Source organism: Pseudooceanicola batsensis HTCC2597 (genome assembly GCF_000152725.1).
GTDB classification, from domain to species: domain Bacteria; phylum Pseudomonadota; class Alphaproteobacteria; order Rhodobacterales; family Rhodobacteraceae; genus Pseudooceanicola; species Pseudooceanicola batsensis.
This window is the reverse complement of record NZ_CH724131.1, coordinates 1,003,570-1,030,432: the sequence shown is the minus strand read 5'-3', so window position 1 is coordinate 1,030,432 and position 26,863 is coordinate 1,003,570. Positions and strand designations below refer to the sequence as shown.

The 26,863-nt window shown below is 63.7% G+C and carries 26 protein-coding genes; 15 read left to right on the top strand and 11 right to left on the bottom strand.

Going from position 1 to position 26,863, the window contains the following annotated elements:
• Positions 1-52: 52 nt before the first annotated feature.
• Positions 53-508, top strand: a complete 456-nt coding sequence (locus OB2597_RS08920) for a MerR family transcriptional regulator (protein WP_009805212.1) — start codon at positions 53-55, stop codon at positions 506-508.
• A gap of 364 nt (positions 509-872) precedes the next feature.
• Here the strand turns inward: OB2597_RS08920 and OB2597_RS08915 are convergent, their stop codons facing one another.
• Both OB2597_RS08915 and OB2597_RS08910 read right to left on the bottom strand, forming a co-directional pair.
• A complete protein-coding gene (locus OB2597_RS08915) occupies positions 873-1,547 on the bottom strand; it encodes a hypothetical protein (protein ID WP_009805211.1) in 675 nt (224 codons plus the stop codon).
• Between the two features lie 354 nt (positions 1,548-1,901).
• Positions 1,902-4,070 (bottom strand): hypothetical protein, encoded by a 2,169-nt coding sequence (locus OB2597_RS08910; protein ID WP_009805210.1) that lies wholly within the window; start codon positions 4,068-4,070, stop codon positions 1,902-1,904.
• A gap of 213 nt (positions 4,071-4,283) precedes the next feature.
• Between OB2597_RS08910 and OB2597_RS08905 the strand changes: the two genes are divergently transcribed.
• The 5 genes from OB2597_RS08905 to OB2597_RS08885 all read left to right on the top strand — a co-directional run bounded on the left by OB2597_RS08905 (position 4,284) and on the right by OB2597_RS08885 (position 9,281).
• Positions 4,284-4,652 carry a helix-turn-helix domain-containing protein gene (locus OB2597_RS08905; protein ID WP_007253834.1) on the top strand — a complete coding sequence of 123 codons (369 nt, stop codon included), beginning with the start codon at positions 4,284-4,286 and terminating at the stop codon, positions 4,650-4,652.
• Positions 4,653-4,920: 268 nt separating this feature from the next.
• Complete coding sequence (locus tag OB2597_RS08900; protein ID WP_148234703.1) at positions 4,921-6,843, top strand: site-specific integrase; 1,923 nt, start codon at positions 4,921-4,923, stop codon at positions 6,841-6,843.
• A gap of 1 nt (position 6,844) precedes the next feature.
• Positions 6,845-8,185: a hypothetical protein gene (locus tag OB2597_RS08895; protein ID WP_009805208.1), complete on the top strand. Its 1,341-nt coding sequence runs from the start codon at positions 6,845-6,847 to the stop codon at positions 8,183-8,185.
• Between the two features lie 296 nt (positions 8,186-8,481).
• Positions 8,482-8,877 carry a hypothetical protein gene (locus OB2597_RS08890; protein ID WP_007253837.1) on the top strand — a complete coding sequence of 132 codons (396 nt, stop codon included), beginning with the start codon at positions 8,482-8,484 and terminating at the stop codon, positions 8,875-8,877.
• Entirely contained in the window at positions 8,874-9,281 is a 408-nt protein-coding gene (locus OB2597_RS08885) for a hypothetical protein (protein WP_009805207.1), read from the top strand. The genes OB2597_RS08890 and OB2597_RS08885 overlap by 4 nt, the downstream gene beginning before the upstream one ends.
• A 340-nt stretch (positions 9,282-9,621) precedes the next feature.
• Here the strand turns inward: OB2597_RS08885 and OB2597_RS08880 are convergent, their stop codons facing one another.
• Positions 9,622-9,876: a pyocin activator PrtN family protein gene (locus OB2597_RS08880; RefSeq protein WP_009805206.1), complete on the bottom strand. Its 255-nt coding sequence runs from the start codon at positions 9,874-9,876 to the stop codon at positions 9,622-9,624.
• Between the two features lie 244 nt (positions 9,877-10,120).
• On the opposite strand from OB2597_RS08880, the gene OB2597_RS20920 reads away from it, so the two are divergent.
• The 5 genes from OB2597_RS20920 (at position 10,121) to OB2597_RS08855 (ending at position 14,425) form a co-directional block, all read left to right on the top strand.
• On the top strand, positions 10,121-11,296 hold the full coding sequence (locus OB2597_RS20920) for a sensor histidine kinase (protein ID WP_009805204.1): 1,176 nt from the start codon (positions 10,121-10,123) through the stop codon (positions 11,294-11,296).
• 227 nt (positions 11,297-11,523) lie between these two features.
• Positions 11,524-11,928 carry an IS66-like element accessory protein TnpA gene (gene tnpA, locus OB2597_RS08870; RefSeq protein WP_040608767.1) on the top strand — a complete coding sequence of 135 codons (405 nt, stop codon included), beginning with the start codon at positions 11,524-11,526 and terminating at the stop codon, positions 11,926-11,928.
• Positions 11,925-12,275: an IS66 family insertion sequence element accessory protein TnpB gene (gene tnpB / locus OB2597_RS08865; protein ID WP_009803581.1), complete on the top strand. Its 351-nt coding sequence runs from the start codon at positions 11,925-11,927 to the stop codon at positions 12,273-12,275. Before tnpA ends, tnpB begins: the two co-directional genes overlap by 4 nt.
• Positions 12,276-12,335: 60 nt before the next feature.
• A protein-coding gene (tnpC, locus tag OB2597_RS08860) for an IS66 family transposase (RefSeq protein ID WP_009803580.1) occupies positions 12,336-13,962 on the top strand; the annotation gives its coding sequence in 2 pieces (ribosomal slippage) (positions 12,336-13,073 and positions 13,075-13,962; 1,626 coding nt in all).
• Positions 13,963-13,987: 25 nt separating this feature from the next.
• Positions 13,988-14,425, top strand: a complete 438-nt coding sequence (locus OB2597_RS08855; RefSeq protein WP_009805201.1) for a DUF421 domain-containing protein — start codon at positions 13,988-13,990, stop codon at positions 14,423-14,425.
• Between the two features lie 83 nt (positions 14,426-14,508).
• Here OB2597_RS08855 and OB2597_RS08850 read toward each other — a convergent pair whose 3' ends face one another.
• Genes OB2597_RS08850 through OB2597_RS08825 form a run of 6 tightly spaced genes read right to left on the bottom strand, consistent with a single transcriptional unit; the run spans position 14,509 to position 20,065 of the window.
• A complete protein-coding gene (locus OB2597_RS08850) occupies positions 14,509-14,967 on the bottom strand; it encodes a beta-lactamase hydrolase domain-containing protein (RefSeq protein ID WP_009805200.1) in 459 nt (152 codons plus the stop codon).
• A gap of 10 nt (positions 14,968-14,977) precedes the next feature.
• The gene (locus tag OB2597_RS08845) at positions 14,978-16,369 is read right to left on the bottom strand and encodes an MBL fold metallo-hydrolase (protein ID WP_007253843.1); all 1,392 of its coding nucleotides are present in this window, start codon (positions 16,367-16,369) and stop codon (positions 14,978-14,980) included.
• A gap of 33 nt (positions 16,370-16,402) precedes the next feature.
• Positions 16,403-18,211: a SulP family inorganic anion transporter gene (locus OB2597_RS08840; protein ID WP_007253844.1), complete on the bottom strand. Its 1,809-nt coding sequence runs from the start codon at positions 18,209-18,211 to the stop codon at positions 16,403-16,405.
• A 60-nt stretch (positions 18,212-18,271) separates the two neighbouring features.
• Positions 18,272-19,189, bottom strand: coding sequence for an MBL fold metallo-hydrolase (locus tag OB2597_RS08835; RefSeq protein WP_007253845.1), 918 nt, complete (start codon positions 19,187-19,189; stop codon positions 18,272-18,274).
• Positions 19,186-19,626: a YeeE/YedE family protein gene (locus OB2597_RS08830; RefSeq protein WP_007253846.1), complete on the bottom strand. Its 441-nt coding sequence runs from the start codon at positions 19,624-19,626 to the stop codon at positions 19,186-19,188. The genes OB2597_RS08835 and OB2597_RS08830 overlap by 4 nt, the downstream gene beginning before the upstream one ends.
• A gap of 10 nt (positions 19,627-19,636) precedes the next feature.
• Complete coding sequence (locus OB2597_RS08825) at positions 19,637-20,065, bottom strand: YeeE/YedE family protein (protein ID WP_007253847.1); 429 nt, start codon at positions 20,063-20,065, stop codon at positions 19,637-19,639.
• A 96-nt stretch (positions 20,066-20,161) separates the two neighbouring features.
• Between OB2597_RS08825 and OB2597_RS08820 the strand changes: the two genes are divergently transcribed.
• A complete protein-coding gene (locus OB2597_RS08820; protein ID WP_007253848.1) occupies positions 20,162-20,461 on the top strand; it encodes an ArsR/SmtB family transcription factor in 300 nt (99 codons plus the stop codon).
• Between the two features lie 88 nt (positions 20,462-20,549).
• Here OB2597_RS08820 and OB2597_RS08815 read toward each other — a convergent pair whose 3' ends face one another.
• Positions 20,550-21,797, bottom strand: a complete 1,248-nt coding sequence (locus tag OB2597_RS08815) for a site-specific integrase (protein WP_238529709.1) — start codon at positions 21,795-21,797, stop codon at positions 20,550-20,552.
• 218 nt (positions 21,798-22,015) lie between these two features.
• Here OB2597_RS08815 and dusA point away from each other — a divergent pair, with 218 nt between their 5' ends.
• Entirely contained in the window at positions 22,016-23,017 is a 1,002-nt protein-coding gene (gene dusA, locus OB2597_RS08810; protein WP_084658670.1) for a tRNA dihydrouridine(20/20a) synthase DusA, read from the top strand.
• Between the two features lie 477 nt (positions 23,018-23,494).
• Here the strand turns inward: dusA and OB2597_RS08805 are convergent, their stop codons facing one another.
• Positions 23,495-24,679: a multidrug effflux MFS transporter gene (locus OB2597_RS08805; protein WP_009805197.1), complete on the bottom strand. Its 1,185-nt coding sequence runs from the start codon at positions 24,677-24,679 to the stop codon at positions 23,495-23,497.
• Between the two features lie 165 nt (positions 24,680-24,844).
• On the opposite strand from OB2597_RS08805, the gene OB2597_RS08800 reads away from it, so the two are divergent.
• Both OB2597_RS08800 and OB2597_RS22065 read left to right on the top strand, forming a co-directional pair.
• Positions 24,845-25,666 (top strand): sulfite exporter TauE/SafE family protein, encoded by an 822-nt coding sequence (locus tag OB2597_RS08800; protein WP_009805196.1) that lies wholly within the window; start codon positions 24,845-24,847, stop codon positions 25,664-25,666.
• A 188-nt stretch (positions 25,667-25,854) separates the two neighbouring features.
• On the top strand, positions 25,855-26,862 hold the full coding sequence (locus OB2597_RS22065; RefSeq protein WP_009805195.1) for a hypothetical protein: 1,008 nt from the start codon (positions 25,855-25,857) through the stop codon (positions 26,860-26,862).
• Position 26,863: the final 1 nt, after the last annotated feature.

The window sequence follows — 26,863 nt, the reverse complement described above, 5'->3', positions numbered from 1 at the left end:
GATGACAGGCAAGATAGGATCTGTAGCAACTACAGGATCAAGGGGTTTTCTCATGTCCGATAGTCACGCCATTGCGAGCGACCTAAAGCGTTCGGATCTCGCGCGCTTGACGGGCTGCAATCTCGAGACGATCCGCTACTACGAGAACGTGGGCCTGATGCCCGATCCGCCGCGCACGGCGTCGGGCCATCGCCGCTACGGCGCACCTCATGTGGAACGGCTGAACTTCGTGATGCGCGCCCGGGATCTTGGTTTCACCATGGAAGAGATCCGCGGCCTGCTGTCCCTCGTCGATCGCGGTAGCCATACCTGCGCCGAGGTCGAACGAATGGGACGCCACCACCTCGACGTCGTCCGCGCGAAGATCCGCGACCTCCAGATGATCGAAGCCGTTCTCGCCGGAACGATCGCACGCTGCACCGGCACCGACACCCCTGACTGCCCGTTGCTCGATGTTCTCAGCGAGGGGCAGGCCGTTCCAGAACGGGTAGCAAGGACATCCGAATAGCTGCCGTTCATGCGAGGTGCAGCGAAAGACCGGTATCCGCCCTTAGTGCCGGACGGTTCGCGGCCGCAGCGAACGACGCCCAGGACCAGTAGGCTCTCTCTGCCCTCTCCGTGGCTGAGCTCGGACACCTCGTCCAGCAACCTGCGCGATCCGCCGCTCTCAGATCCTCGTCACGTTTCAACCAGCCAAGCAGCGGCATGGCCCGTCCCCCATGCGGCCCCCCGGGCCATGGATCTTGGCACCGGATCTTGTTCGCTCTGGCTTCGACCCATGTAATTCGGCTGGCGCTCGACCGAGAAACCTATCCTTTGAACGGGGGAACGGCCGCCCGAATGGGCGGCCGCCTCCCGGCGCTGTCCTCGCCTTACTCTGCCGGTTCTGGTGACGAGGTAGCCATTATGTCCGAGACGGCCGCACGAATGTCGGCCTTGTTGTCCGGATTGCGCAGTTCAGCGAGTAGGCGGTCAAAGCCGGTGGACTCGCGACCAAGCCGATCGACCTCTGCTCGAGCGACTCTTAGCTCTTCCTGAACGTCGGCCAATTGCCTCGCAAGCGCGTCACGCTCTTCCTCGATCCTTATGCGAGCTTTCTTCTCGTCGGCGAGATCGCCTTCAAGTTCGGCGACGCGATGCTGCGCAATGCGCTTGTCGGCGCGCAGTTCCTCGCACGACTTGTCCGCGATGCCTTGAGAAGCCGCGTGCTGGCGGGCCACCACCAGCTGCAATTTGCGCCCCGCAGCCGCGACAGCGGCGTCGACGGCAGATGCGATGCCTTCGGGCAGAGACTTCAGGAGCGCAACATTTTCGGCTTCCGCAAGCTCTGCATGGACGGTATCAACCAAGGCCTCGAGGGCCTCTTTGCGGATCGTGCCGTTTACGCCGTGCTCTGTGCACAGCTTCTCCTTGACGTAAGGAGCGTCCAGCTTGGCCGCAGGTGTTCCGCCGGCGAGGCCGTCGGCGATGATCTGGTGCACGAGGTTGGGATCGTAACTGTGAGGGCGGCCGCCGGTTTTCGTCTTGTTCTTCACGGACTTTGTCATGGCAGGTTTGCCTTTCGGTTTGTCAAACCCGGTTTGACAAACCTGGGCTCAATGTTGCTTCTGTCATGAAGATTGGTCTCTTCCTCGCAAACAAAAAAACTTTTCTCCAGATTTCGGGGTAGGCGACTTGGCTGCACGCCTATGGCATCCAGTTAGGCATCCTCCTGATCTTCATCGGAAAACTGGCGAATAGAAAGCACACAGAGGCAGGCGAGAGCTTGGTGATTGCTGCCATACGTGCCAAGGCAGTGCATCGTCTTGCTACTCAGCCTCCTGCCATCGCAACATCGATCGGCTCCGAGGCCAATACTAACGACCCGGATAATGCCGCGGAGGCGTGCCCATGACGCAGTGCTATTTTGCCGTCAGGCCTGGCCAGAGCTTCTTTGCCCAAGGCACCGCATCCTGGCTTGAGCACAAGACAATCGCTGGTGTGGGCTTGCCACCTCCAGCTCGGCGGAGGGAAAGGACAGAGATCGGCCATCCGTTCCTTGCTGCAATCCGCTTTGCCATACGCAGAAGCATGTGAGATGTCCGACCGCGCCGAAAATTTCGGGCAATATCTACAGAAGTGAAGTCCTTCGGCAGGTCTGCCGCGAGACCGGCCGCTGAAAGGCGTGTTCCCCGAACCGACTTACCCCGCGTCGCGCGCAGCGCCCGTTCCAGGCGAATGTATCCGGAAACATCGGCCTCTTGCTCAATCCCCCGTAGCACGGCTTCGAGAGGCACGAGCTGGGTAACCGGGAACCCCGGAAGAGGGAGGCTGCTCAGAACCACAACACGCTTCGGCTTGCTCGGACTTACGAGTCGAAGGCGTGCGATCGCCTGCAAGGTTTGGCATTCACGCATCTGTGAGAGAACGCGGCAAGCGCGAGGATCACTGTGGGTCCGACAACTGGTCTTGATTAGATCGTCGTTGTCCATCAGGTGCCAAGCCGGTCGTTCTGGCAGCATGAATGGGCCATTCGGGACCAGAGGTGTCTCGTCATCACCGAAAATGCAACGCGTCGCATCCTCGATTGCCGACGGTCGCGGTTGTAGACGACCAACGACAATGATTGTCGTGTAGCCTTCGAAGTCGTTCACGCCCTGGGTGCTTGGTCCAAACCATCGTGCTGACGCACCGCAGAGATCTTGGCGGAGGCCTTCTTCTACATCTTCGCCCACGGGCTGTCCTGCCTTTGCATGTAACGCCTTCAAGACCGCCTTGGTCGCAACAAGCAAGACGCCACCGCCCTGAGCTCGATCGACCTCCCGGGCTACAACATCGAGAATAGCGGCTTGCCGTTTCGGCCCATGTTCCGGGTTCAAGAGCCAACTGTTTGACAGGTTGCGATCCGCAATCTGGATTACATTCGCCTTCGGCTTCACTTCGATTTGGCGGATCTGGGCCCCTGGAGCAATCCTCTCCACGATCTCGTCATCGATGTCCGCGTCGAGCAAAAGAACCGGTGCATCTCGCGGCACGAGAGCCAAGGCATGAAACTTGATAAACTGGCGAGCTTCACCGCGTTCGAGTTCATCGCAATAGCTCAGGCGGATTGACGATGCAGGAAGGCGCTCGCCAATCTCTTCGAAGACCCGCTGACGAAGCCGTGAGGCCCTGAAGTCGGTCAGCTGAAATACAGAGAGCTTCTGCGCAGCCTGCTCATCCGAGTCCCACGGTCGTATATCGAGGGCGACCCGTGACGCTGCCTCTTCCTTGCTGAGATTCTTGAGCGCCTGATCCCCGATTTTCGCATCTGCGAGGGTCTCGGCAAGGGGTGCGCCGGTTTGCAGAGCATGTAGGATCGCCGAGCGCGCCTTGTTCAAGCCAGGTCTCAGAACGTGGGAGAAACCTAAGGCCGGGGCTCGCATGAAATTCTCGATAGATATCGGTATCGTCTGTGACAAGGTCGGCCAGACCTTCTCGTCGATTATGCGGAGGACCACGGGGTGGTTCTGGTCAATTGGCGGACGAGCTTTCAAATAGGCGTGCGAGAGAAAGTAGACTTTCGCACCCCCCTCCGATTTCTGGGCCAGATACGGGCATCGGGCTGCACATGGCGCCTCGTATGCGGTCCCGTCCTCCTGCTCAGCGTAGCACATCGCCTCCGTAAGCGACGGAACAAGTCCCTCCAGCCGCGCTGCCAGTTCATGCCGATCGCACATCCTGTGGCCGATGCGAGAAGGATCAGCGGCTTGGCGACCCCGCACGACGGCAGATGGAATACCGGGGGCGATCTTGCGGAAGTCCGCGCAAGCGCGGGACGCAAGCTCGAGTGTCGGTGTGTGAACAAGAACATGCCCTTGAGCGAGTAGTCGCTCCGCATGGTGCGCGAGGGCATTGAGTGCCGCTCCCGTCTTGCCGGTTCCCGCCGTGACTTTCACGGCCAAGACTGGCTCCGGGTCCTCGGTGTTGTGCGCTTCCACGGATTGCGCGACGAAGTCCTCTATCAGGCGGGCGAGATCCCGCCGCGCGTCATCGACATCCCTCCAGGACGGGATTGATCTGCTTAGGTCGAACTTTGGTGACTGGTCCACTCGGTGCTCCTTCGTTTGGAAGGAACTGGGTCGAGGTGCTGTCGCGGAAAAATTTGCTGCGTCGTGCTGCCCTGTCCCCTGTCGCAGCTACAAAGGTGTTGTCGCTCAATTGAAGATATCAATTGGCAGAGCACACCTTTGCAGCACCGACGCGTTTTTTGCCGGCCGCATTGGGGACTATTTCCTTCTCAGGTCCAAAGTGAGGAGGAAAAAATGCTGTCGGTTGAGGAAGTTGCTAAACACTACGGTCTGCGTCCCGACACGGTTCGGCGCAAGATCCGGGCCGGTGATATCGAGGCGATCCGCATCGGCCGGGTCTTCCGTCTCGCCTGGCCGGATGTGTGGGCCTGCGAGGACGGACCGATGCCGAAACGCTCTCGGATTACTCGCTACCAGGATGACCTGCTTTGCAAGAAGCGGATTGCCGGGGCACTCCGCGTCAGCGTGCGCACCGTCGAGCGGTGGATTGACGATGGGATGCCCACGCGCCGCGTCTTCGGTGCCGTGCGCTGCAACCCTCATGACGTGACCGACTGGCTGAAGCTGCGGGGCGTCGATCTTCCCGTGGGATGGTGGACGTGACCTCGCCTCTCGGTCGCACAGATGGGACAGGGATCATCCCGACACGAGCGGGGCGACCCCGGCTGTCGCACATCCGTCCCCGAACATAAATTGGCGTTATGTTTGGGGGCGATCCTGCGGAACGCGGGAAAATCACGACAGACTGTGCGAGACGCTCCGCCGGGCGCGATCTCCTGAAGGGACCGAACGAGGTCCATGGCTCGGGCCACACGAGCCGCCTTTCCGCGTGAAGGCGGCCCGAGAGGCCCCACCCCTGGAGATCGAAAAGATGAAACACGACTGCACACTGACCAACGCCGCCCCGCCGATGTTCTCTGAGTTTCTGGACTGGGCGAAGGAGGCCGACGAGAGCCGCGACACCGTTTATGAAATCGAGAAGGTCGCCACGCGGCTCGACCTGACCAAAGAAGAGTTGGATCTCATTCCGGCAGAGCTTGGCTATTTCGAGAAGGTGATCGCGGTTTCGCCCTACGGTGCGGTGTCCCGCTCGAAGAACCTCGAGCAAGCCCGCAACCGCGGGAATTCCCGTGTCCGTTCGGCCCTGCAACGATTTCTCGGAGCGCGCGGCCATGTCACTTCGAACGCGGACATCCAGACGAGTTACGACAAGGCGATCGCGTTCATCGAAGAGAATGAGGGATTCGTCGACCGTAGCGCGCTCTTTTCGACGAGCACGCACAAACCGTTCCTTCTGGTCCGGGCGCGGGCTCGCCTTGCCCTGCCGCACCTCGACCAGGAGGAGTTCGACCGTCTCTGGCACGACGCTACTCCCGATGGGCGTAAGACCCTGCGGAAATTCGCACAGCGCATTACTGCGCTCCGACGCGGCCACAATTCCTGGCCGGAGCTTGCGGACCTGCTCCCGCCCGAGGACTTCATCGTTCCGGCCGCGTCGGACCGGGCGCGGCGTATCGTGTGGCAATCACTGCCGGCATCCTTTCGCGCGGATGCCGAAGACGTGTTTCGGCAGACTTTGCGCCAGCCGGCGGACCTGAAGGCGTGGGCGAAGGAGCAGATAAAGCTCGGCCGGACTGCTGTCGAGGTCGACAAAGAGATTGCAGAGCGCGTGGGCAAGAAGGATCGCCCGCCCAAGAACATCGACTCGGCGACGGCCGGCTACCGGCAAGCCACAACCTGGCTTCTGCGCGAAAGCTACTCACCCGAGGCCGGTTTCGCCGGCCTTGCGGCGCTGCGCGATCTTTTCACCACCGATGCCTTGGAGGCCGCATGCGACGCTCAGATCGCGCGAAGCGCATCGACCGTGTCTCTCAAGGATGCGGACGAGAGCTCGACCCTCTGGTCACGTATTACAAATCTCACGACCGTCGCCAGACACGGTCTGCGCGATCCCGAGATCTTGGCCCGGATCGGTCTCGTCCGCTTGTTCTACGCGGACTATATTCTCTCGCCCGACGAGATGACCGCAGATGCGGAGGCTATATGCGACCGGTTGCGCAAATCTCCGCAGCTTGCGGCCGCATTCGTGCATGCGCCGGCGCGCCTCGCTGCCATTTCGCACAGGGAGCTTGAGGCTGCGTCGAGCACATTCGCGATGGAGCGCGGTCTGCGCCTCTCTGCCTGTGCCGCAGCCTACGCCGTTCAGGTCAGCCGAGCGCTACGTCCGGCCAATCTCTTTATGACCCGCCGCAAGGCGACTCCGGGTTGCCCACGCAACCTGACTTGGATTGTCGACGGAGAGCATGCCGAGATCCGCTTCTCGGGGGGCGAAGTGAAGAACGGCCAGAGTGTAATCGTGAACGTGCACGGCGAGGACGCCCAAGTCTTGTGGCAATGGGACCAGGTCGACCGGCCGAAGCTCATTAAGCTCCGCGGCATCGAGCCATCCCCGTATCTCTTTCCAGGCACCGCCAGTCCAAGGTTACGTAAATCAGGACTGAACTTGCCGACGGGATGCATGTCCGTCGCGTCGATCATGGAGCTCTGGGACCTCGGCGACCGGCAGCTGGGCCTCGGACTGACGCCGCATCAGTGTCGCCACGCGCTCGCGACGCTGATGCTCGCGGTCCGGCCGGGCGATTTCGCGAATGTCGCCTCGGTTCTTGCGAACACAGAACAAGTCGCGCGCCGTCATTACGGCAAGGACAGCGGCGAGGCCGCGGCGGTGGCCGTGCGCGAGTCCTTGCTCGCGCAGCATCCCGACGTCTTTGCGCGCATGCAACGAAGGACATGACATGAAGCTCGATCTCTCTAAGGTCCTCAAGGATGCGCCTGCGGCTGTGAGGCGGGCGATGTCTGACGACGCTCAGCATCTCGAACCAGGCGCAGCGCAGGTCATGGGGCGCTTCTGGTCGGCTGTCCGCGCGGTCAGGGGCGACCTGTCGATGCCACCCGCGGAGGCTTACCGCGCCGCCGCCGCTTCTGAATCGACATTCCGCTGTCTGCTACGTGCCCTGAGTGCATATGCGCCTCACCTGTCCACCGCACCCGCCAAGCGCGTCAGCGAAGAATGGTATGCCCGGCGAAAGAAATCGTCTGCAAAGGCTGCCTCGAATGCGTCGAAGCCCGTGGGGGCCGACTGGCCTGCATCTTGGCAGCAGCTAAAACGGGAATTCGATGCCGCACCGATGGCGGTCAGCACCCGGAAGCGCTACTTCGCCAGCATCGATCGATGCGCCGCAGTCGTCGCCGAGGGCTTGGCTTCGGAGAGGCACGGGTTCGTTGCAGCCTGTGAACTGGCTGAAGCGTTCATGTTCCATCCCGACGAAACCCGGCGCGTGAAGCCGGTCACCGCCGCCAACTACATCGCCGGTTTGATCGCCCTTGGCGCCAAAGGTGGGGTTGCTGAGGAGAGCCTGACTGCAATGCGGGTCATCTGGCGGGACCTGCGGGATCAGGCCGCGCTCGACGAGAAGGACAAGTATGAGCGGCTATCGGAACTGATGGAGAGAGGAGGGTATGCGCACGTCGCGGACAGGATCGGCGAACTCAGAGCGCGCGCGCAAGATCTGCCCGCGCATAGTGCGGCTGGACGGCGTTGCATGCAGCAGGCCGTCGTCTGTGCCGTCATTCTCAACAAGCCGCCGCGGAAGGGCGACCTCGTTTCGTGGCGGTTCGGTGAAGAACTTGTCCGTGAAATGGACGGGACCTGGCGCGCCGAATGGGACCAGGAGAAGACAGGAGGCACCACGGAGACCGGAGCTATCTGGCCGGAGATCTGCGACATCCTGGATGAGTGGGTTCTCGGCGGTCGTCCCGAGCGTCTCGTTCATGTTCGTTACAACGAACTCGTTGGCCAGAACTGGCTTTCGCTCAATTACACCCAGCCCTATCGCAACCTTCCCACCGAGCTGACGACGGCCGCGATTGGCGTTCCTTCCCACGACCTGCGAACTTTGGCTGCGGATTACATGAGACGTCATGATCCGGCACACGCCGCTGATGTCATCGCCACGCATCTTGGGCACGCCGACCGCCGGTCGACCGCACCCTATCGCGCCGAATGTGGTGGGGCAGCGTCACAAAAAATCTGGAGCCAAGTGCGAGAGATTGTCTCGGCGCAGTCGGTCCGCTGATACAGAGGCGGGGCCCCGCTGCGCCGTCGAGCCGTGCTCAAAGCGACCGAGGCGGCTTCACCATAGCTCAGTAAATTCTGTGCACTGAAGTGCAGCATCAGGACATGGTGGCCGGCAGAAGGCAGCTGTGGATCGTGCAGCTGTTGACCGCGCCCGGTTCGGAGGGCGCGGTCAACGCCCGCACGTCGAAAAATCAGAAGATACACCCGGAGGCTTCACGATTTCGGACCGGAAGCGCGGTCCGCACTTGACCCGAGCCACTGGAGGCTTGGGAATTCTCGAAGGAGATCCCTGATATGCACCATGATATCAAAAACGACATGCGCGCCACGCTTCTGGCCGCAGAAATCCGTCGCCAGTTCATCGCCTGGCTCAAGGCCGATGGTGATCGACTTGTCGCGGCGGCTGACCTGCTTGGTGGGGCGCCTTGGGCGGCCAAGGCTCAATCGGCGATCGATGCCTTGGCCGATCAATCGAAGCCTGAGGAGATCGAAGACGACCTTATCGCATTGCATCGCCTTCTGATGCTGGACTTCACCGATGACCTCGATAGTCCGGAAGCGATTTGCTTCATCGGGCTACATCCAGATGATCCACGCGCCGACGACGCCCGGCTATGTGCCGAAGCTCTCGAGCGCGGCCTAAAGGCTTTGCGGGCCTGCGCCGCCGCGGCAATCGGGGAGGCAGCATGATGGACCTCATTGCACAACGCGTTGCCGACGCGCTTCGGCAGGCTCGCGTCGTCGGGAAATGCCTCGACGAGAAGATCATTCCGATGCTCGAGACAAGGGATCGTGCTTTCGCTGGCAACATCAGCCGGCGGATCGCGGCACGCGATATCGTGAGCGAGGAATTTCTCCGGGATTTGGAGGCCTTCACGCTGCGGATCGAGCGAGAGGTTGAGGAGGGGACGACGCTCATTTGGCGAGGGCACGAGCATGACCCGGACTGTGGTTATCACGCACCTGTGCGGACCGCCCGGGCGGGCGGCCTTCAGCACTTCCAGGCGGAGCTCGTCGACCTCGCCAGTGAAGTAGAGGGCGCCCTGAATGCGGCCTATGCCTTGGAGATAACCAGCGCGCTCTTAGCCCAATGAGCCCCACGGCGCGTCTCCGGGCGCGTCGCCTTGACGGAGCGAAGCTGCCCTCTCTCTTGGATGGGATGACTGTAAGCACAGGTGCAGGTGCGATCTGTTTTTCTGTTGCTGGAGCCGGCAGGCGATTGACCAGAGGCCATCCTTCCCTGCGGTCACGACCAAGCTAATTGCCTCAAATTCAGTTTACGACGCGCACTGCGGTATCTGCGACCCAGGGTAACCCTGGCCAAAGAGCCACTGAATCTATGCCGTTAAGAGACACGAAAGCCCCCCGCAGCAACGATTTCGCTTTGCCTGACGCCTATAGAGACATGGAATTCGAAGGTCGTGACTCAGTTTGTCAACTCCAAAGCTTCGCAAACTCTCTGTCAGCTTCAGCCGATCGCTGATCAAGAATGGTAGCGATATTCGCCACGCGAACGAGCTTTACGGACTTCTGTTTCCCGTCCGAGGTGAAGTATGGTAATCGGATCTCACCGGAGTCGATCTTGTCCTTCATGGTTTTCTCCGTATGCCCCCAAAGAGATCCGGCCTCCGCCAGAGGGATATACGGTCGGAAGCCGTAGTGTTTCAGAAGCAGTTCCGTAGTATCCATTTGAGCCTCCACATTAGGATACTCAGGATCTGGGTTCAGTCCGCATTGGCAAAAAATCACCCTTACGCAACGTCATGAATCGCCCCGGTTTCCTTGGAGGCTGATAAGTATGGGTCACGCTGCTTGTGGCTGCATGTCGATCAGCGCGTAGTAGACCGCGGCTACCGGGAAGCGGCAGATTGCGTTTGTCGCCTTCATCCCCTCCCTATATCCTGGCTCAATGAACCACTGCATGTGAGCCATCATGAATCACTTCGACCTGCCACTTCAGGAAGAGAGAGCACGGCTCTCAGCGGTGCGCAGGTATGCTGTGCTGGATACGCCCCCCGACGGTGCCTTTGATCGAGTCGCCAGATTGGCCGCGCGATTGCTGGATGTTCCAATCGCCATCATCTCGATCGTTGATGAGGACCGCATCTGGTTCAAGAGCCATGAAGGGCTGGACGGCGTGGAGGAAATTCCCCGGGACCCGGGGCTCTGCGCTTCTGCAATCCTGCAAGACGGCCCGTGGATTCTCAGCGACGCTTCCGTTGAGCCGGTGGCCCTTGCCAACCCGCTGGTCGCGGGTGAGTTCGGGCTCCGCTTCTACGCCGGTATCCCGCTCAGGACCCAGGATGGTTACGGCCTCGGCACGCTGTGCGTCATCGACAAGGAGCCGCGTGAGATCACGTCCGCGCAGACGGCGATCCTCGAGGAGCTGGCAGCCGTGGTCATGGACGAGCTCGAGTTGAGGCGCGAGGCGATCGACATGCACAAAGCGCTGCGGCGAGAGGTGCGGGAGAAGGAACTTCTCGCTGAGGAGGTCGAGCACCGGATCATGAACAGCTTGCAGCTCATCTCTTCGGTCGCGCGGCGCAAGGCGGCGCAGCATGACGGGGTGGTCGCAACAGAACTCAACGACATCGCCGCGCGCATTAGAGCCATCGCGCAGGCCAACCGGCATATTCAGCAGAGCCTACCCGGCCACTCGAAGCACGGGGATCTGGCACTATTTTTGGAGGTGCTGGGCCGTGAACTCTTCCCGCTGTGCCCCAAAGGCGGATTGATCGAGGTGGAATGTCCATCGCTTCAGCTGGACCGGGGCCAATTGGTCTCGTTGGGTCACCTTATCACCGAGCTCGTGTTGAACTCGGTCAAGAGCGGCGCTCAGCGTATCGGCCTTCAGGGTGATGCGACCGAAGGGCATCTGCGACTGCTGATCGACGACGATGGGCCCGGACTGGAGGAAGATTTCGACCCGCACAAAAGCAAGGGTCTTGGCATGGTCATTCTCCAGGCAATGGCACAGAAGCTTGAGGCCGAAGTAACCTGGGGGCGCAGCCCGGACGGAGGTGCTCGGTTCGCCGTGAAGCTGCCACTCACGCTCGACTCGACGAGCGATGACGGCCCGGCGCAGCAGCCGAGTATCGCCGGAGTGTAGCGACGGCATCCTTCTCAGGCGCTGCGAGGCAAGGCGATTCCGCCCTCGGTTTCGCCCGTTCCCGAGCCGTGGCATCCTGCCTGGGAAAAGGGAGCCGAAAGAATGGAGACATTCCATTATCTGATCGGGCAGGATACGCCGCATATCGCGTGGTGGCAGATGAGCCGTACGCCTCCGGCGAGGGCCGCCTGAACACGGGTTTGGATTTCAGCTAAGGGTCTGAACCTATGACAGACCATAGCTTCATGCCCCAAGTAGAAGTTCTTTCGGTCACGGATACTGGTCGGCGCCGTCGATGGACGGATGCGGAGAAGCTCCGGATCGTAGAGGAGAGTTATTCAGCACCGCGGATGGCCGCGGCGACGGCGCGGCGACATGCCATCTCTCGTTCGCTGCTGACGCGATGGCGGCGGGAAGCACGCCAGGGGCGGCTGTCTGCGCCGGAATCCGAGATGCATTTCGCGCCGGTGGCGATCACAGCGAACGCGGATCAGCGAGCTGAGACCGAGCGCGGCGATGCGTGCTCTGGCCGCTTCGAGATCGTCTTGCAGAACGGACGACGACTGCTTGCTGACGCCTCGCTCGAAGCGTCGGCTCTTGCACGACTGGTGCAGATCCTGGAGCGGGCATGATCGCGTTTCCGGCCGGGGTGCGGGTCTGGATCGCGGGCGGGGTCACCGACATGCGCCGCGGTATGAACACCCTCGCGCTACAGGTTCAGCAGGGGCTCGGACGCGATCCCCACGCCGGCGAGATCTTCTGTTTCCGTGGGCGCAAGGGCGACCTGGTCAAATTGCTCTGGCACGATGGGGTCGGCATGTCGCTCTACACCAAGCGGCTCGAGGCGGGGAAGTTCATCTGGCCGGTCAGCCGTAGCGGAGAAGCTGTTCAGGTCTCAGCGGCGCAGCTCGGCTATCTTCTTGAGGGGATCGACTGGCGCAACCCGCGCTGGACGCAACTCCCTGCAAAAGCAGGATGAAACAACTCGGCAGCCCTTATTTTCATGGGCTTTCCGGGAGCTGCGTGGTAGGTTTCGGCCATGCCTGATGCGACCTCCGAGATTGCCAGATTGCGTGCCGCGCTCGCGGCATCGGAGGCCCGCGCCGAGACGGCCGAGAACGAGTTGGCACAGGCCCGCGCGGTGGTCTCGACCTCCGAGGCGATGATCAAGCACCTCAAGCTCGAGATCGCCAAGCTGCGACGGGAGCAATACGGACATAGCTCGGAGCGCCGCGCTCGCCTGATCGACCAGATGGAATTGCAACTCGAGGAGCTCGAGGCTGCCGCCACCGAGGACGAACTCGCCGCCGAGAAGGCGGCAAAGACCACCTCCGTCGCGGGGTTCCAGCGCCGCCGCCCGGTCCGCAAGCCCTTTCCGGAGCATCTGCCGCGGGAGCGGGTCGTGATCGAGGCGCCATCGTCCTGCGCATGCTGCGGCTCCGAGCGCATCGTGAAGATGGGCGAGGATGTCACCGAGACGCTGGAAGTCATTCCGCGCCGCTGGAAGGTTATCCAGACCGTCCGCGAGAAGTTTACCTGCCGCCACTGCGAGACGATCAGCCAGCCCCCGGCGCCGTTCCACGCCACACCCCGCGGATGGGCCGGGCCGAACCTTCTGGCGACCATCCTGTTCGAGAAGTTCGGGCAGCATCAGCCATTGAACCGGCAGGCCGAGCGCTATGCCCGGGAAGGTGTTGATCTCAGCCTGTCGACCCTGGCCGACCAGGTGGGCGCCTGTGCCGCCGCGCTTGAGCCCATCCATGCGCTGATCCGCAACCCATGTCCTGCAAGCCGAGCGGTTGCACGGCGATGACACGACGGTACCGCTTCTGGCGAAGGGCGGTACGCGCACAGCGCGGCTCTGGACCTATGTCCGCGACGACCGGCCGTTTGCGGGCGGCGCGCCGCCCGCGGCAGTGTTCCACTTCTCCCGGGACAGGGAGATGACCCACCCGAACCGGCATCTCGCGGGATGGCAAGGTATCCTGCAAGCCGATGCCTATGGCGGATACAACGATCTCTATCGCGGCGACCGTGATCCCGGTCCGGCGAGCAGCGCGCTGTGCTGGAGTCATGCCCGCAGGAAGTTCTTCGAACTCGCCGACATCAAGGAGAATGCCCGCAAGAAGAAGCCGGCCCACGACATCTCGCCCGTCGCGCTGGAAGCGGTGAAGCGGATCGATGCCATCTTCGACATCGAACGGGAGATCAACGGCCTGGATGCCGGATCGCGTCTCGAAGTCCGACAACTTCGGTCGCGCCCTCTGGTCGATGATCTTCACGATTGGATGCACAGCGAACGCGACACGATGTCGAAGCACAACCCGGTGGCCAAGGCGATCACCTACATGTTCAAGAAGGACCGCTGGGAAGCCTTCACGCGCTTCCTCGACGATGGCCGGATCTGCTTGACGAACAATGCAGCCGAACGAGCGTTGCGCGGCGTCGCCCTCGGTCGGAAGTCATGGCTCTTCGCTGGTTCTGAGCGCGGCGGCGACCGCGCGGCCTTCATGTATTCCCTGATCGTCACGGCAAAGATGAACGACGTCGATCCCCAAGCATGGCTTGCCGATGTGCTCGCTCGCTTGCCAGAGATAACCGCCTCTCGAGTGCCGGATTTGCTTCCTTGGAACTGGCAATCGTCGGAGCGCAGCAAAGCCGCCTGACCGCGGCCCACGCCGGATGGTTACGATGAGCCTCCGCGCCGTCATCATTTTTTTCTACGCGATCCTGCTCTACCGGCTTGCCCCGAGACGATCATTCTCGAACCTATCTGCTCAAGACATCGTCCTGACCGTGATCCTGGGATCGAGCCTGAGCCGCGCTTTGACAGGGAATGCCCCGCTACTACCTACCCTCGTCGCTACCGGCTTGTTGGTAGGCCTTTATGTCGGCGTCACAGCACTGGCACCGCGTTCGAAGCTGATCTCCCGCCTCGTCAAGGGACGTCCCATAACCCTTGTCCGCGATGGGAAGGTGGACCGGCAGGCTTTTCGGAGGGCTCATTTCGGTGAGAACGACATCACTGAGTTGCTGCGCCTGAACGGCTTGCGGGATCTTTTGGAGGTCGAGGAGGCCCATCTGGAACGCAATGGGCAAGTCAGCGTGATATCGAAGAATAGCGCCTGATATCGCGGCTGGAGGTGCAGGCCCCGTCTCGGGGACGGATGGGGGCTCCAAGGCCGGGGGTAGGTGTCCCCGGCCCGGTGCAGTCATTTGCCGTTGTGGCTATTCACGTAGCTCTTCACGAAGTCTTCCAGCTCCGGCGTGTCGCACTCGAAGCCCATTTCCTCGGCCTTGCGGATTACCTCATCGCCGGTCAGGCCTTGCTCGCAGCCGATGTGCATCATCACGAAGGCCCCGGACCGCTTGCCAGAGGCGCAGTGAACCAGCACCGGGGCCGGCAGGTCGGTGGCCTTTCGGCGGAAGTCATCGACAAGGTCTTCGGAGAGTTTCTCGCCGTCGACCGGATGATGCAGGAAGGTCAGACCGGCCTCTCTCGCCGTCTCACCTTCCTCCTGCGGCTTCATCTTCAGCTTCTTGTCCTCGTCATCGGTCTGCATGTTGATGAGCGACTTGAAGCCCTCCTGCGCGGCCTGCCGGACCTGATCGGCCTCGGGCGCGAACTTGGCGATCGTGAAGCGATCGTTGATCTGAACCGTATCTTGCATGGTGTTCTCCTTAACTCGGTTTCTCGACGTCGTAGCCAGCGGCGCTCCAGGCCTTCCAGCTACCCGGCACGTTGCACACCTGTTCGAAGCCGTTCTTCTTCAGCAGGCTGGCGGCGATCGAGGCGCGGAAACCACTGGCGCAATAGGTGGCGTAGGGGGTGGAGCGATCGAGGTTGTCCATCTCCTCCCGCAATTCTCCGAGAAAGGCGTGGCGGGCGCCCGGGACGTGCCCACCCTCCCACTCATCGGGCTTGCGCACGTCGAGCGGCTGCAAGTCATTCGCCTTGTGCAGCTCATGCACGGAAATTTGCGGGATCTGCGCGAACTCCCGCCCCGCTTCGCGCCAAGCCGCCATGCCGCCCGCGAGGTAGCCCCCGAAGTCGGTGAAGCCGGTGCGCCAGAGGAGGCGCAACACGTCTGGAAGCTCAGCATCCTCGTGTAGGACGAGGTAGATCGGTTTCTCTGGATCGAGCAACCAGCCGGCCCACACCGACAGCTCCGGCCGCGCGCCGATGTTCAGGCTTCCGGGCACGTGGCCCGCGCCGAAATCCATCATGTCGCGCACGTCGAGAAGTTGCGCGCCCCCCTCCGCCGCCTCCGCAAAGCGCTCCACGGTCATCGGCTCGATCCGCGGCAGGTTGCGCAGCACCTCCGGGCCCTTTGCGTTCACCCTCTTCATGCGCGGATAATGGGTCGGCACCGGAGGGGCGTCCCCCAGGATCGCCTTCTTGAACTTCTCCAGCTCCTCAATCTGGGCGTAGCTGTTGAAGCGCCGCTCATAGCCGATGGTCGAGGACATCCGGTCGCCGATGTCGGGCCCGCAGGCCGACCCCGCGCCGTGGCAGGGGTAGATAATGACGTCGTCGGGCAGCGCCATGAAGACATCTCGGACGGTGTGGAAGAGCTTCTCGGCCAGCTCCTCGGACTGGTCGTCGCCCAGGAGGTCAGGCCGGCCGACGCTGTCCACGAAGAAGGCATCGCCCGAGAGCACGCCCCACGGCGTCTCGGTGTCACCGTCGAAGAGCAGGTAGGAGACGTGCTCAGGCGTGTGGCCGGGGGTATATCGCGCCTTCATACGCATGCCGCCGAAGGTGAACTCGTCGCCGTCGCGCACGGGCTCATGCTCGAACCCGTATTCGGCCCCGCCCTCGGTGCTGACATAGAGCTTGGCCTGACCGCCGAGGCGGTCCACCAGCTCGCGCGCGCCGCTGAGGAAATCCGCATGGATATGGGTCTCGAAGACATGGGTGATGGCGAGGCCTAAGCGCCGGGCGGTCTCGAGGTAGACCTCCACGTCGGGGCGCGGGTCGACGACGGCGCAGGTGTGGGCCGAGTCGTCGCCGAGCAGGTAGGAGCATTCGGCGACGCCGTCGGCCAGTATCTGTTCGAAACGCAGGGTCATGACAGGTCCTCCTTGTGAATTAACTTGCTCGTTTCATGGACCGTTCCGGCTTGCTCCACCTGACCGGAGCGATTCCGCCGATCGCGCTGCGCCTTTCGCCGCGACGCCCGAGCTCGCAGGGGCTCGCGCGGCCTCCGGATTCCTTAAATGAAGCTCGGCCTCGTGTTGGCTCAGGAAGATCTCCCCCGTCAGCTCGTCCAGGAAATGGCTGCGCTGGAGGCGATCCATGACAGGTCCCTTCACTTCGCTCAGATGCAGTCGGATGCCGGCATCGCGCAGGCGGGTGTTGATCGCCTCGAGCGACTCCAGCGCCGACAGGTCCACCTCGTTGACCGCCGGGAACATCAGCACCACGTCGGTGAGATCCGGCTTGTCGGCGGCGAAGGCGCCCAGCTGGTCCTCAAGGTAGCGCGCGTTGGGAAAATAGAGGCTTTCATCCACCCGCAGCGACAGGACGTGCGGCTGTGTTTCTACCTCGTGCCGTAGCACGTTGCGAAAGTGCTCGGTGCCGGACACCCGGCCAACCACGGCCATGTGCGGCCGCGAGGTCTTGTAGAGGTGCACAAGGATCGAAGTCACCACCCCCGCTGTCACCCCCAACTCGACCCCGGCAAACAGCGTCAGCAGGATGGTGACCGAGACGGCGGCGAAATCTGCGCGGCTGAAGGTCCAGGCGCGCGTCAGGATCGACAGGTCTACCAGGCTCAGCACCGCCACGATGATGGTGGCGGCCAGCGTCGCCTTGGGCAGGTAGTGGATCAGCGGCGTCAGGAACAGCGCCGCCAGCGCAAGGCCGATAGCGGTGAAGGCCCCGGCCGCCGGCGTCTCGACCCCCGCATCGTAATTAACGACGGAGCGCGAGAAGCCGCCTGTCACCGGGAAGCCGCCGGTGAAGGCCGCGCCCATGTTGGCGGCGCCGAGGCCGATCAGCTCCTGGTCGGGATCGATGCGCTGGCGCTTCTTGGCGGCCAGGGTCTGGGCGACCGAGATGGATTCGACGAAGCCGATGATCGAGATCAGCAGGGCGGGCACCGCAAGCTGCCGAAGCAGCTCCGGCGAGACAGAGGGCACGGTGAGCGGAGGCAGGCTTTGCGGCACCTCGCCGACGATGGCCACGCCCCGCGCCTCAAGATCGAAGGCCCAAACCGCAAGGGTGGTTGCCACGATGGCCAGCACAGGTCCGGTCTTGGCGCCAATATCGGCCGCCCGCGGGCCGAGACCAGCCCGGCGCAGCAGCGGCTTCAGCCCGCCGCGCACCCAGTAGAGGAACGCCGTGGCCGAGGCGCCGAGCGCGAGGGTGATGACGTTTACCTCGTCCAGATGCGCCCAAAGGCTTTTCGCGATCTCGAGCAGTGTGTGGCCCTCGGCCTCTATTCCCAGGATGTGCCGTAGCTGGCTGGCGGCGATCAGGATGCCGCTGGCGGTGATGAAGCCCGCGATGACAGGGTGCGACAGGAAGTTCGCGAGGAAGCCCAACCGCAGCAGCCCCAAGGCGAGGAGCATCGCGCCGGACAGCGCCGCCAGCGTTAGGGCCGCGGCGACGTAGCCTGCGGTGCCGCTCTCGGCGATGTTGCCCACCGCCGCCGCCGTCATCAACGAGACCACGGCCACCGGTCCCACTGCCAGGGCCCGGGACGTGCCGAAGATCGCATAGAGTAGGATCGGCGCGATGGAGGCGTAGATGCCCGCCTCGGGCGGCATGCCAGCCAGCAGTGCGTAGGCAAGCGACTGCGGGATCAGCATGATCGTCACGATCACCGCCGCCACCGCATCGCCGGTCAGGGCGGTCCGATCATAGCGGCGGCCCCAGTCGAGAATCGGGAAGTAGCGTGACAGTGACATGGCATCAGGTCCGAAATCTTGTTGGAGCGGCGAACGGCCCTGAGACCGCCCGCCCAAGCCTCAGTCGAAGCGGTTCACCGGCAGCTTCAGGTAGTGATTGCCGTCATCCTCCGCCGGCGGCAGGCGCCCGCCCCGCAAATTCACTTGCAGCGCGGCGAGGATGCGGTCGGGCAGCGGCAGCGTCGCGTCGCGCTCCTGCCGGCGCTTGATGTAGTCGTCGCGGTCCGTGCCGTCCTTGACGTGCTTGTTGTGCGCCTTGTGCTCGTCGACCGTCGCCTCCCACATCGGCTCGTCCCGGTCGGGTCCGCCATAGTCGTGGCCGACGAAGAGACGCGTGTTGCCCGGCAGGGCCAGGATGTCCTGGATCGAGTCCCACAATTCGGACGTCTTGCCCCCCGGGAAGTCGGAGCGCGAGGTGCCGACATCAGGCTGCATCAGCGTGTCGTGCACGAAAGCCGCATCGCCGCAGAGGTAGGTTATCGACCCGAGCGTGTGGCCCGGCGAGAGCATGATCTTCACGTCGAGTTCGCCGATCCTGAAGGTCTCGCCCTCTTCGAACAGCCGGTCGAAGTCGCGCTCCGGGTCGAACGCCTCGGGCAGGTTGTAAAGATCGGCCCAGATCTTTGCGATTTCGGGAACCAGTGCGCCGATGGCGTTGGGCGCGCCGGTGCGCTCCTTGAGGTGCGCCGAGGCCATCACATGGTCCGCATGCGGATGGGTGTCGAGAACCCACTCCACCTCCAACCCATTCTCGCGCACAAGATCCAGCACCTGGTCCATGCTCTCGGTCGAGAAGCGATAGTTCCGGTGGTCGAAGTTCCAGGCCACGTCGATCAACGCCGCCTTCTTTGTCACCGGGTCGGCGCAGATATATTGGATTGAGCCGGTGTCCGGCTCGTAGATGCCCCACACATCGGGGCTGCCGGTCCCGGTGGAGGGCGAGTGGCGGACGACGCGGGACTTCAACGGATCGCTCATTGAGTGGCTCCTTTCGGTGAGAACGGGTTGTCGGGGACGTGGCGGGCGGCCCACATGCCGATCAGCATGAAGGGAACGAAGACAAGAGTGCCAGTCGCCGCGATCGGCAGGGCGGTAAGCGCCGGGCCCGGGCAAAAGCCGCCTAAACCCCATCCGATCCCGAAGATCGTGGCGCCGACGATGAGCTTGGGCTCGAGATCGCTCTTCTGGGGGATGCGGAACTCGCTGTCGAAGAACGGCCGCTCACGCGTTCGTGTGAGCCAGGCGAAACCCGGTGCTGTCACCAGTATCGCGCCTCCCATGACGAAGGCGAGGCTCGGGTCCCAGCTGCCGAAGAGGTCGAGGAAGTTCAGCACCTTGGCCGGGTTGGCCATGCCGGAGACGATCAGGCCGAGGCCGAAGATCAGGCCGGAGACGAGGGCGAAAAGCTGTTTCATGGCGCGAGCCTCAGATCAGGTGACGGGTGATAAGAACGGTCGCGAAGGCCGCGGCCATGAACACGAGCGTCGCAACGATGGAGCGGGCGGAGCCGCGGGAGATGCCGCAGACCCCATGGCCCGAAGTGCAGCCGCTTCCGAACACGGCGCCGAAGCCCACAAGAAGGCCGGCGACAGCCATCAGGACGGGACTCGACGGCACCCATTGCTGCGGCCAGTCGCCCGCGATCAGCAGCCACAGCGGGGCCGCCAGCAGCAGGCCCAGGATGAACAAGGCCGAAACGCCCCGCGCCTCGCCATCGCTGCCGCGCGCAAAGATGCGCGAAGTCAGACCGCTAATGCCGGCGATCCGGCCGTTGGTGGCCATCAGCAGCACCGCCGACGCGCCGATCATCATGCCGCCGCCAAGCGACAGCCAGGGGGTAAACGTGGTTTCCATCTCTCGGCTCCGTGATGGCGCGCAGGAGCGAGCGCGCTTGATGTCGTCTACCGGCCAATATATATCTAATTATGAATATTCAAGGTGGAGAATGTAATGTCCGGCGACGACCTGCTCGAGGGCGACATCAAAAGAGCCTCGGAGCTGATGAAGATGCTGGCCTCCGAAGGCCGCTTGCGAATTCTATGCCGCCTGGTGGAAGGCGAGCGCTCCGTCGGCGAGCTCGCGCAGGCCTGCGGCGTCGCTCAGCCCACCATGTCCCAGCAACTCAAGCGGCTGAAGGATGCGGGCCTGATCGAGAGGCGACGGAACAGCCAGACGATCTATTATCGCCTGTCGGGAACTGAGGCCGCGGCGGTGCTGGAAACCCTGCACAGGTTGTATTGCGCGCAATAGGAAGAGGCCGACCACGACCAAGCCGCCTTGTCCCCGTGTAAAGCGATGGTCGACAACATCGCCAGCAGGGATCGAGATCGCCGAAAGGTCACGCAGAATCTACGCACCCTGCCGCCCGCAGGGTCCATCGCCATCCTGCAAGTTTATCTCCTTCCTGCTCAACGTGCTCATAGCGATAAAGACATCCGCCATTCTTGTGACCCGAGTGTTTGGCAACGAAAGCTGCTGCCATCCCCATCTCGAAAAGCCGGGTGATACCTTCGTGTCGCAGGTCGTGGAAACGTAGATCCTCAATCTCGAGCGAGTCGCGGTGGCGACGCCACGCTGTTCCGACCGATGCTGCCTTGAATGGAAATATGAACTCACCGTCTCGAGGCATAGAGAGGATGATCGCCATGGCTTCGTCGGTTAGACTACACCAGACGTCATTGCCCTTCTTCTTCTTCGGATGTTTCATGTCTCGAACCAGGATTTCCTGCTTCTCGACGCGTAGGTCCTCCCAGCGAAGCCGGCATATCTCTCCCAAACGCCGACAGCTATAAATGGCGAATACGATAATCTTCGCGAGGGGAATTTTCTGTCTTTTGTTGGCAGCCGCCGCGTCAAGAATCCTGTTCAGTTCATCGATCGTGGGTCGGCGATCCCGTTCTTCTGAGCGGGCGAGTATCTCGTCTTCCCATAGGTGTTCCATGGCCTCTCTCATGGCGGCAATTGGAAGAGAGAAGCCACGCCTCGAGGCCCATTGCAGCGTGTTCACAAGTATCGTGAGATACCCCGCAACGGTCTGCGGTTGCCGCTCTTCCGCAAGCATGTCGTCCGCGAGCTCAGTCAGACTTTCCAGGGATAAGTCGGACAGCTTCTTCTTTCCAAAGTCGCTTTTCATGACCCAGACGAGTTGTTGCTTCGCCGATCGGCCCAGGTTCTTGTGCTTGGCCAAGCGAGCAGAAATTGCGTCAGCCACCGTATCTCCATTTCGGGCCACAAACTCGACACCATCGATTTCGATCTCGGCAAGCTTTCGCTTCTTCCACTTCCTCGCCATCGCGAGCTTAGAGAAGGTCTTGGTGAAGCTCATGCTTTTCCCAGAGGCGGCTTTCCGGATCTGCACACGATAGGACAGCTTGTCGTTTTTGCCGCGGATCTCTTGAATGTTCGGCTCGACACTGCGAGATCTACCTTTCTTCTTGCGGCGCCGGTCGGCCGATGCCCGAGAGCAAGTATCAAGAGGTGGCTTTGCGCTGTGCGAGGCTTCGGCATCGACCGTCAGTCCTGCGACAGAGGTTGCCGGGCGGGGAGTCAGTTGGGAGTTGGGAAAGGTGATGATCTCTGCGGACATGTGGAGCTTCCTTATTCTGTCTCAGGCGGAAGGTTGGTCCGGGTCCGGAAACCCGGAAATCGAGGTGCTGAGGCTTTCGCGGAGGTCCTCTTGACCGTGAAGGAAGTTGACCGACCAAATTGCTACGGCGTAGCAACTCTGCTCGTGGAACCCGGGAAAACCCGGCATAACGCGGAGAAATGCGCTGATTCCGAGTTCTTGAGGCAGCAGCTATCGTTATGAATACTGCTTTGAAATCAGATGCTTGCGCTGCATCGCGGCTTTCCGTGGCACCCATGATGGATTGGACCGACCGGCATTGCCGGTACCTGCACCGGCTGCTGTCGCGGCACGCGCTGCTCTATACCGAGATGGTGACGGCGCCGGCGCTGGTGCGGGGCGGGGCGGTTCATCTGCTGGACTTCTCGCCCCGGGAGCATCCCGTGGCGCTGCAGCTGGGGGGATCGGACCCCGAGGAACTGGCCGCCGCCGCCCGCCTGGGGCAGGCCGCGGGCTATGACGAGATCAACCTGAACTGCGGGTGCCCGTCGGACCGGGTGCAGTCGGGCGTCTTCGGCGCCGTGCTGATGCGTGATCCCGGCCGGGTCGCGGACTGCGTGGCGGCGATGCGCGAGGCGGTCGAGGTGGAGGTCACGGTCAAGTGCCGGATCGGCGTCGACGACCAGAACCCGGAGGAGGTGCTGCCGGAATTCCTCTCGCGGGTCGGTGCGGCCGGATGCGGGCGGTTCATCATCCATGCCCGCAAGGCCTGGCTCCAGGGGCTCTCGCCGAAGGAAAACCGCGACATCCCGCCGCTCGACTACGACCTCGTGCAGAGGATGCGGGGGATGTTCAGCGGCCTGCACCTGTCGGTGAACGGCGGGATCGTATCGCTCGACCAGGCGGAGCGGTTCCTCGAGGCGGGGCTCGATGGGGTGATGGTGGGACGCGCGGCCTATCACGACCCGGCGTCCATGCTGGCGCAGGCCGATCGCCGGATCTTCGGCGCGGGGGAGGATGCCGATGCGGTCGCCGTCGCCCGCGCGATGCTGCCCTATATCGAGGCGCATCTGGCCGCCGGCGGCAAGCTGGGGCAGGTCACGCGGCACATGCTGGGGCTGTTCGCGGGGCGCCCCGGGGCGCGGCACTGGCGCCGTATCCTCTCGGAGGGGGCGCACCGCCCCGGCGCCGGGCCGGAACTGGTGGAACAGGCGCTGGAACCGGTTCTGCAGGCGGCGTGAGCGGTCCGCCGCGGCGTGCCGTCATCCTCGGGCCTCTTGCCGGTTGTCGTGCGCCTTGGGTCGGGGGGGGCCGGCCTCAAGGCCGACGGTGATGCAGCCGGGAATGGCCGTGGGTGGACGGGTGGCTCCGGCCCTCCGTACCGATCTCTGCGATGCGTTCGGCAGTTCGATGCAAAGGAGCGGCGACGGAGCCCGGGGTGGCGCATTGGCGCCGCCCTGCGAACGGGGCGGCGGTGCTGCCGGGCGGAACGCGTTGCGCCGGGGAAGTCTCACGGCTCGTGAAGAGCGATTACGGGCCGGATTGATGTTTTGGAGTTCGGTACCACCGTAGACCGGGAGATCCCCGGTCGGGGCCGGGGATGAGGTTGGCGGGAGATCCCCGGTCGGGGAGGGGATGACGGTGCTCATGCGCCCAAGGTGGTCACGGGCGCAATTGCGCGCCCGCGCTCCGACGCTCAGGCCCCGCTCAGGTCCCGCTCAGGCCCGGGCGGGGTCGCGCACCGGGCGCAGGACGGTCCAGCACAGGCCCGCCGCCAGCAGGCCGCAGATCGCGATGGCCAGCAGCATGGGCGTGGCGGTGCCGTCGAAGAAGGGACCGGTCAGCGTGATCATCATGCCCCCCGCCAGCATCTGGAGCGTCCCGCCCAGCGACGAGGCCAGGCCCGCGATGTCGCCGTGGTCTTCCAGCGCGAGCACCATGGTCGTGGGGATCACCAGCCCCATGAAGGCGTTGGCGACCAGCAGCCCGCCGACGACCACCGGCAGCGACGCCAGCCCCCCCAGGGTGACGGCCGCCAGCAGCACCGTCGCCGTGGCGAAGCCGCTCACCCCGATCCGCACCAGACGGCCGATGCCGATCCGGGCGCCCAGCGGCGCAGCCACCTGCGAGGCGCCGAAGAACCCGATGGCGTTGATCGCGAAGGCGATCGAGAAGCCGGTCGGCGTCAGGCCGAACTGCTGCGTGTAGACGAAGCTGGCCGAGGCGATGAAGACGAAGAAGCTGGCCATGCCGAAGCCGCCGACGAAGGTCAGACCCATGAACATCGGATCCGTCAGCAGGCGTCTCGCCCCGGCCAGCATCGGTGCCAGGCGGGGTGTCTGGCGGCTTTCCCGGGCGAGGGTCTCGGGCAGGCCGAAGGTCAGCAGCAGGATCGACAGGCCGCCCGCCAGCAGGAGCGCGTAGAAAATCCAGCGCCATCCCGCCAAGGCGATCACGCCGGATCCGGCCAGCGGCGCCAGCATGGGAGAGATCGAGATGACGAGCATGATCATCGCCATCAGCCGCGTCGCCTCGGTCCCGGTATAGCGGTCGCGGATCACGGCGCGCGGCACCACCATCAGCGCGGCGCCGCCCAGCCCCTGCACGAAGCGCCAGGCCGCCAGGACCTCGATCGTCCCGGCCGAGGCCGCCCCGACCGAGCCGGCGGCGAATATCCCCAGGCCCAGCAGCAGCGGCAGCTTGCGGCCCGCGGCATCCGCCAGCGGCCCGTAGAAGAGCTGGGCCACGCCGAAGGCGATGAAATAGGCCGTCAGGGTCAGCTGCACGCCCGCCTCGGTCGTGCCGAGATCCGCGGCGATGGCGGGCAGGGCGGGCAGATACATGTCGATCGCAAAGGGCCCGACGGCGGACAGCAGTCCGAGAATGAGGGCGAGACGAACCATGGGGAACTCCTGAACCGGATGGTTCAGCGGGCTAGCGGTCTTCCGGCGCCGGGTCAATTCCGTGGCGGTGCAACGGCGCTCCGGCGGTTTTTGCGGCGCTGCGGCACCGCTTGCGCAGGTCGGGGAAAGCTGGCACCTGTGAGCGGTCTGACAAGGAGATGGAAAATGGAGCCGACAGCGGTACTTGCCATGCTGGGCCTCCTGGCCGTGATCGGCGCCTTCGCCGGGGTTCTGGCCGGATTGCTGGGGGTCGGCGGCGGGATCGTGCTGGTGCCGGCATTCTTCTACGCCTTCCAGTCGCTGGGGTTCGACGGGGACAAGCTGATGCAGCTCTGCCTGGCAACCTCTCTCGCGACGATCATCGTCACCTCGCTGCGGTCGGTGCAGTCGCATCATCGCAAGGGCGCGGTGGACTGGGACATCCTGAGAGGATGGGGCCCCGGCATCGCCATCGGCGCGGTGATCGGTGTGCTGGCCGCGGCGGCGCTGCGGTCCGACGCGCTGCAGGCGCTTTTCGGCATCCTCGCCATGGTGATCGGGCTCTATCTGTCGCTCGGGCGGTCGGACTGGCGGATCGCCGAGGCCATGCCGACGGGGCCGGTGCGATGGCTCCTGTCGCCGCTCGTGGGGTTCCTGTCGGTGCTCATGGGGATCGGCGGGGGCAGTTTCGGCGTGCCGCTGATGACGCTCTACGGCCGGCCCATCCACCGCGCGGTGGCGACCGCGGCAGGGTTCGGCGTGATCATCGCCGTGCCCTCGGTCATCGGCTTCCTGCTGGTCTCGCTGCCGGCCGAGACGCGGCCGCCGCTGACCATCGGGGCGGTGAACCTGCCGGCCTTCGCCGTGGTGATCGCGATGACGCTGATCACCGCGCCGCTCGGGGCGCGGCTGGCCCATGCCACCGATGCCGGCCCGCTCAAGCGGATCTTCGGGATCTTCCTGCTGCTCGTCGCCGCGAACATGCTGCGCCGGGTCTGGTTCGGCTGAAGCCATTGTTCCGAAAACGGGAACACTGTGGTTCCCGGACGGGCACGTACTGCGGCAAACATGGCCGAAATCTGTTCGATTCACCCATAGCGTGTGTCAGATTTCCGCGATAGCGCCTAACTGGTGCCACGGCCCGGCCCCATTCGCCCATGAGAGTCGAGGGTGGAGAATACCGAAAGGGCCGGGCCATGATTGAACTGCTGGTGTTGATCACAATCGCGACCATCGGGGTCATCTACACCTCGTCCACCGGCGAGGCCGAGAGCAAGGCCATGGCCGAAAAGACCGCCAAGGACGCGCTGAACGACGCCGAGGGTCAGTCCGGTATCGGCATCCTCGGGATCGACGTCGTCGCGCGCAAGATGCGCAGGATGGTCGGGCTGGCCGAGGATGCGGTCGGGGCGGATACGCTGGCCAGTTTCCGGGGCTCCGCCGAGGATCTCGATGCGCCCGAGCCGCTCCAGTCGCGTCGCGACCGGGATGCGGGCGACACCTTCGCCGAGGACGACCGCGAGGTGACGCCGGTCAGCGCGGACACGGCGGATGCCTTCGTCTGGGCCACCGACGAGGACGAGCCGGAAGCCGAGGGCCCGCACGACGATGAGGAACTGCAGGGCGACGCGGATCTGATGTCCGAGGACGACCAGCGCGATCAGGAACTGGTCATGGGCATCCTGGCCGAGATCGACATGGCCGATGACGAGAACCTGCACGGCGAGGCCGCGGACGACATCGAGGACAGTTTCGTAGACGCGGACGGTGGCGCAGACGTGGGCCTGGCCGATGACGCAGCCCGGGAAGAGGAGTGGGAAGAGGACTGGGACGACGTCCGCGCCGCCCTCGCGACCGACACGCTGACCGAAGAGCCCGCCGCCGAAACCTCCGCGCCGACCACCGCGCCAACCACCGCGCCGGCGCCCGCCGTCGAGACACCGGCCGCCGCGGCCGGGCTCGACACCCGGGACGCGCCCACGGTCGAGGACTTCGACCCCGAACAGGACCAGCTTCTCATCGCCTACCGCCCGGGCGAGGCCGGGAACGGGCGGATCGGCATCGCCGAGGATCCGCTCCGGCCGGGCAGCGCTGCCGTGACGCTTGGCGGGCGTTGCGTGGCCGTGGTGCTCGGCGGGTTCGGCACGGTGCGCGCCCACCATATCGAACTGGTCTGCGAGGACGAGGTCGACCTCGCCGCCTGAT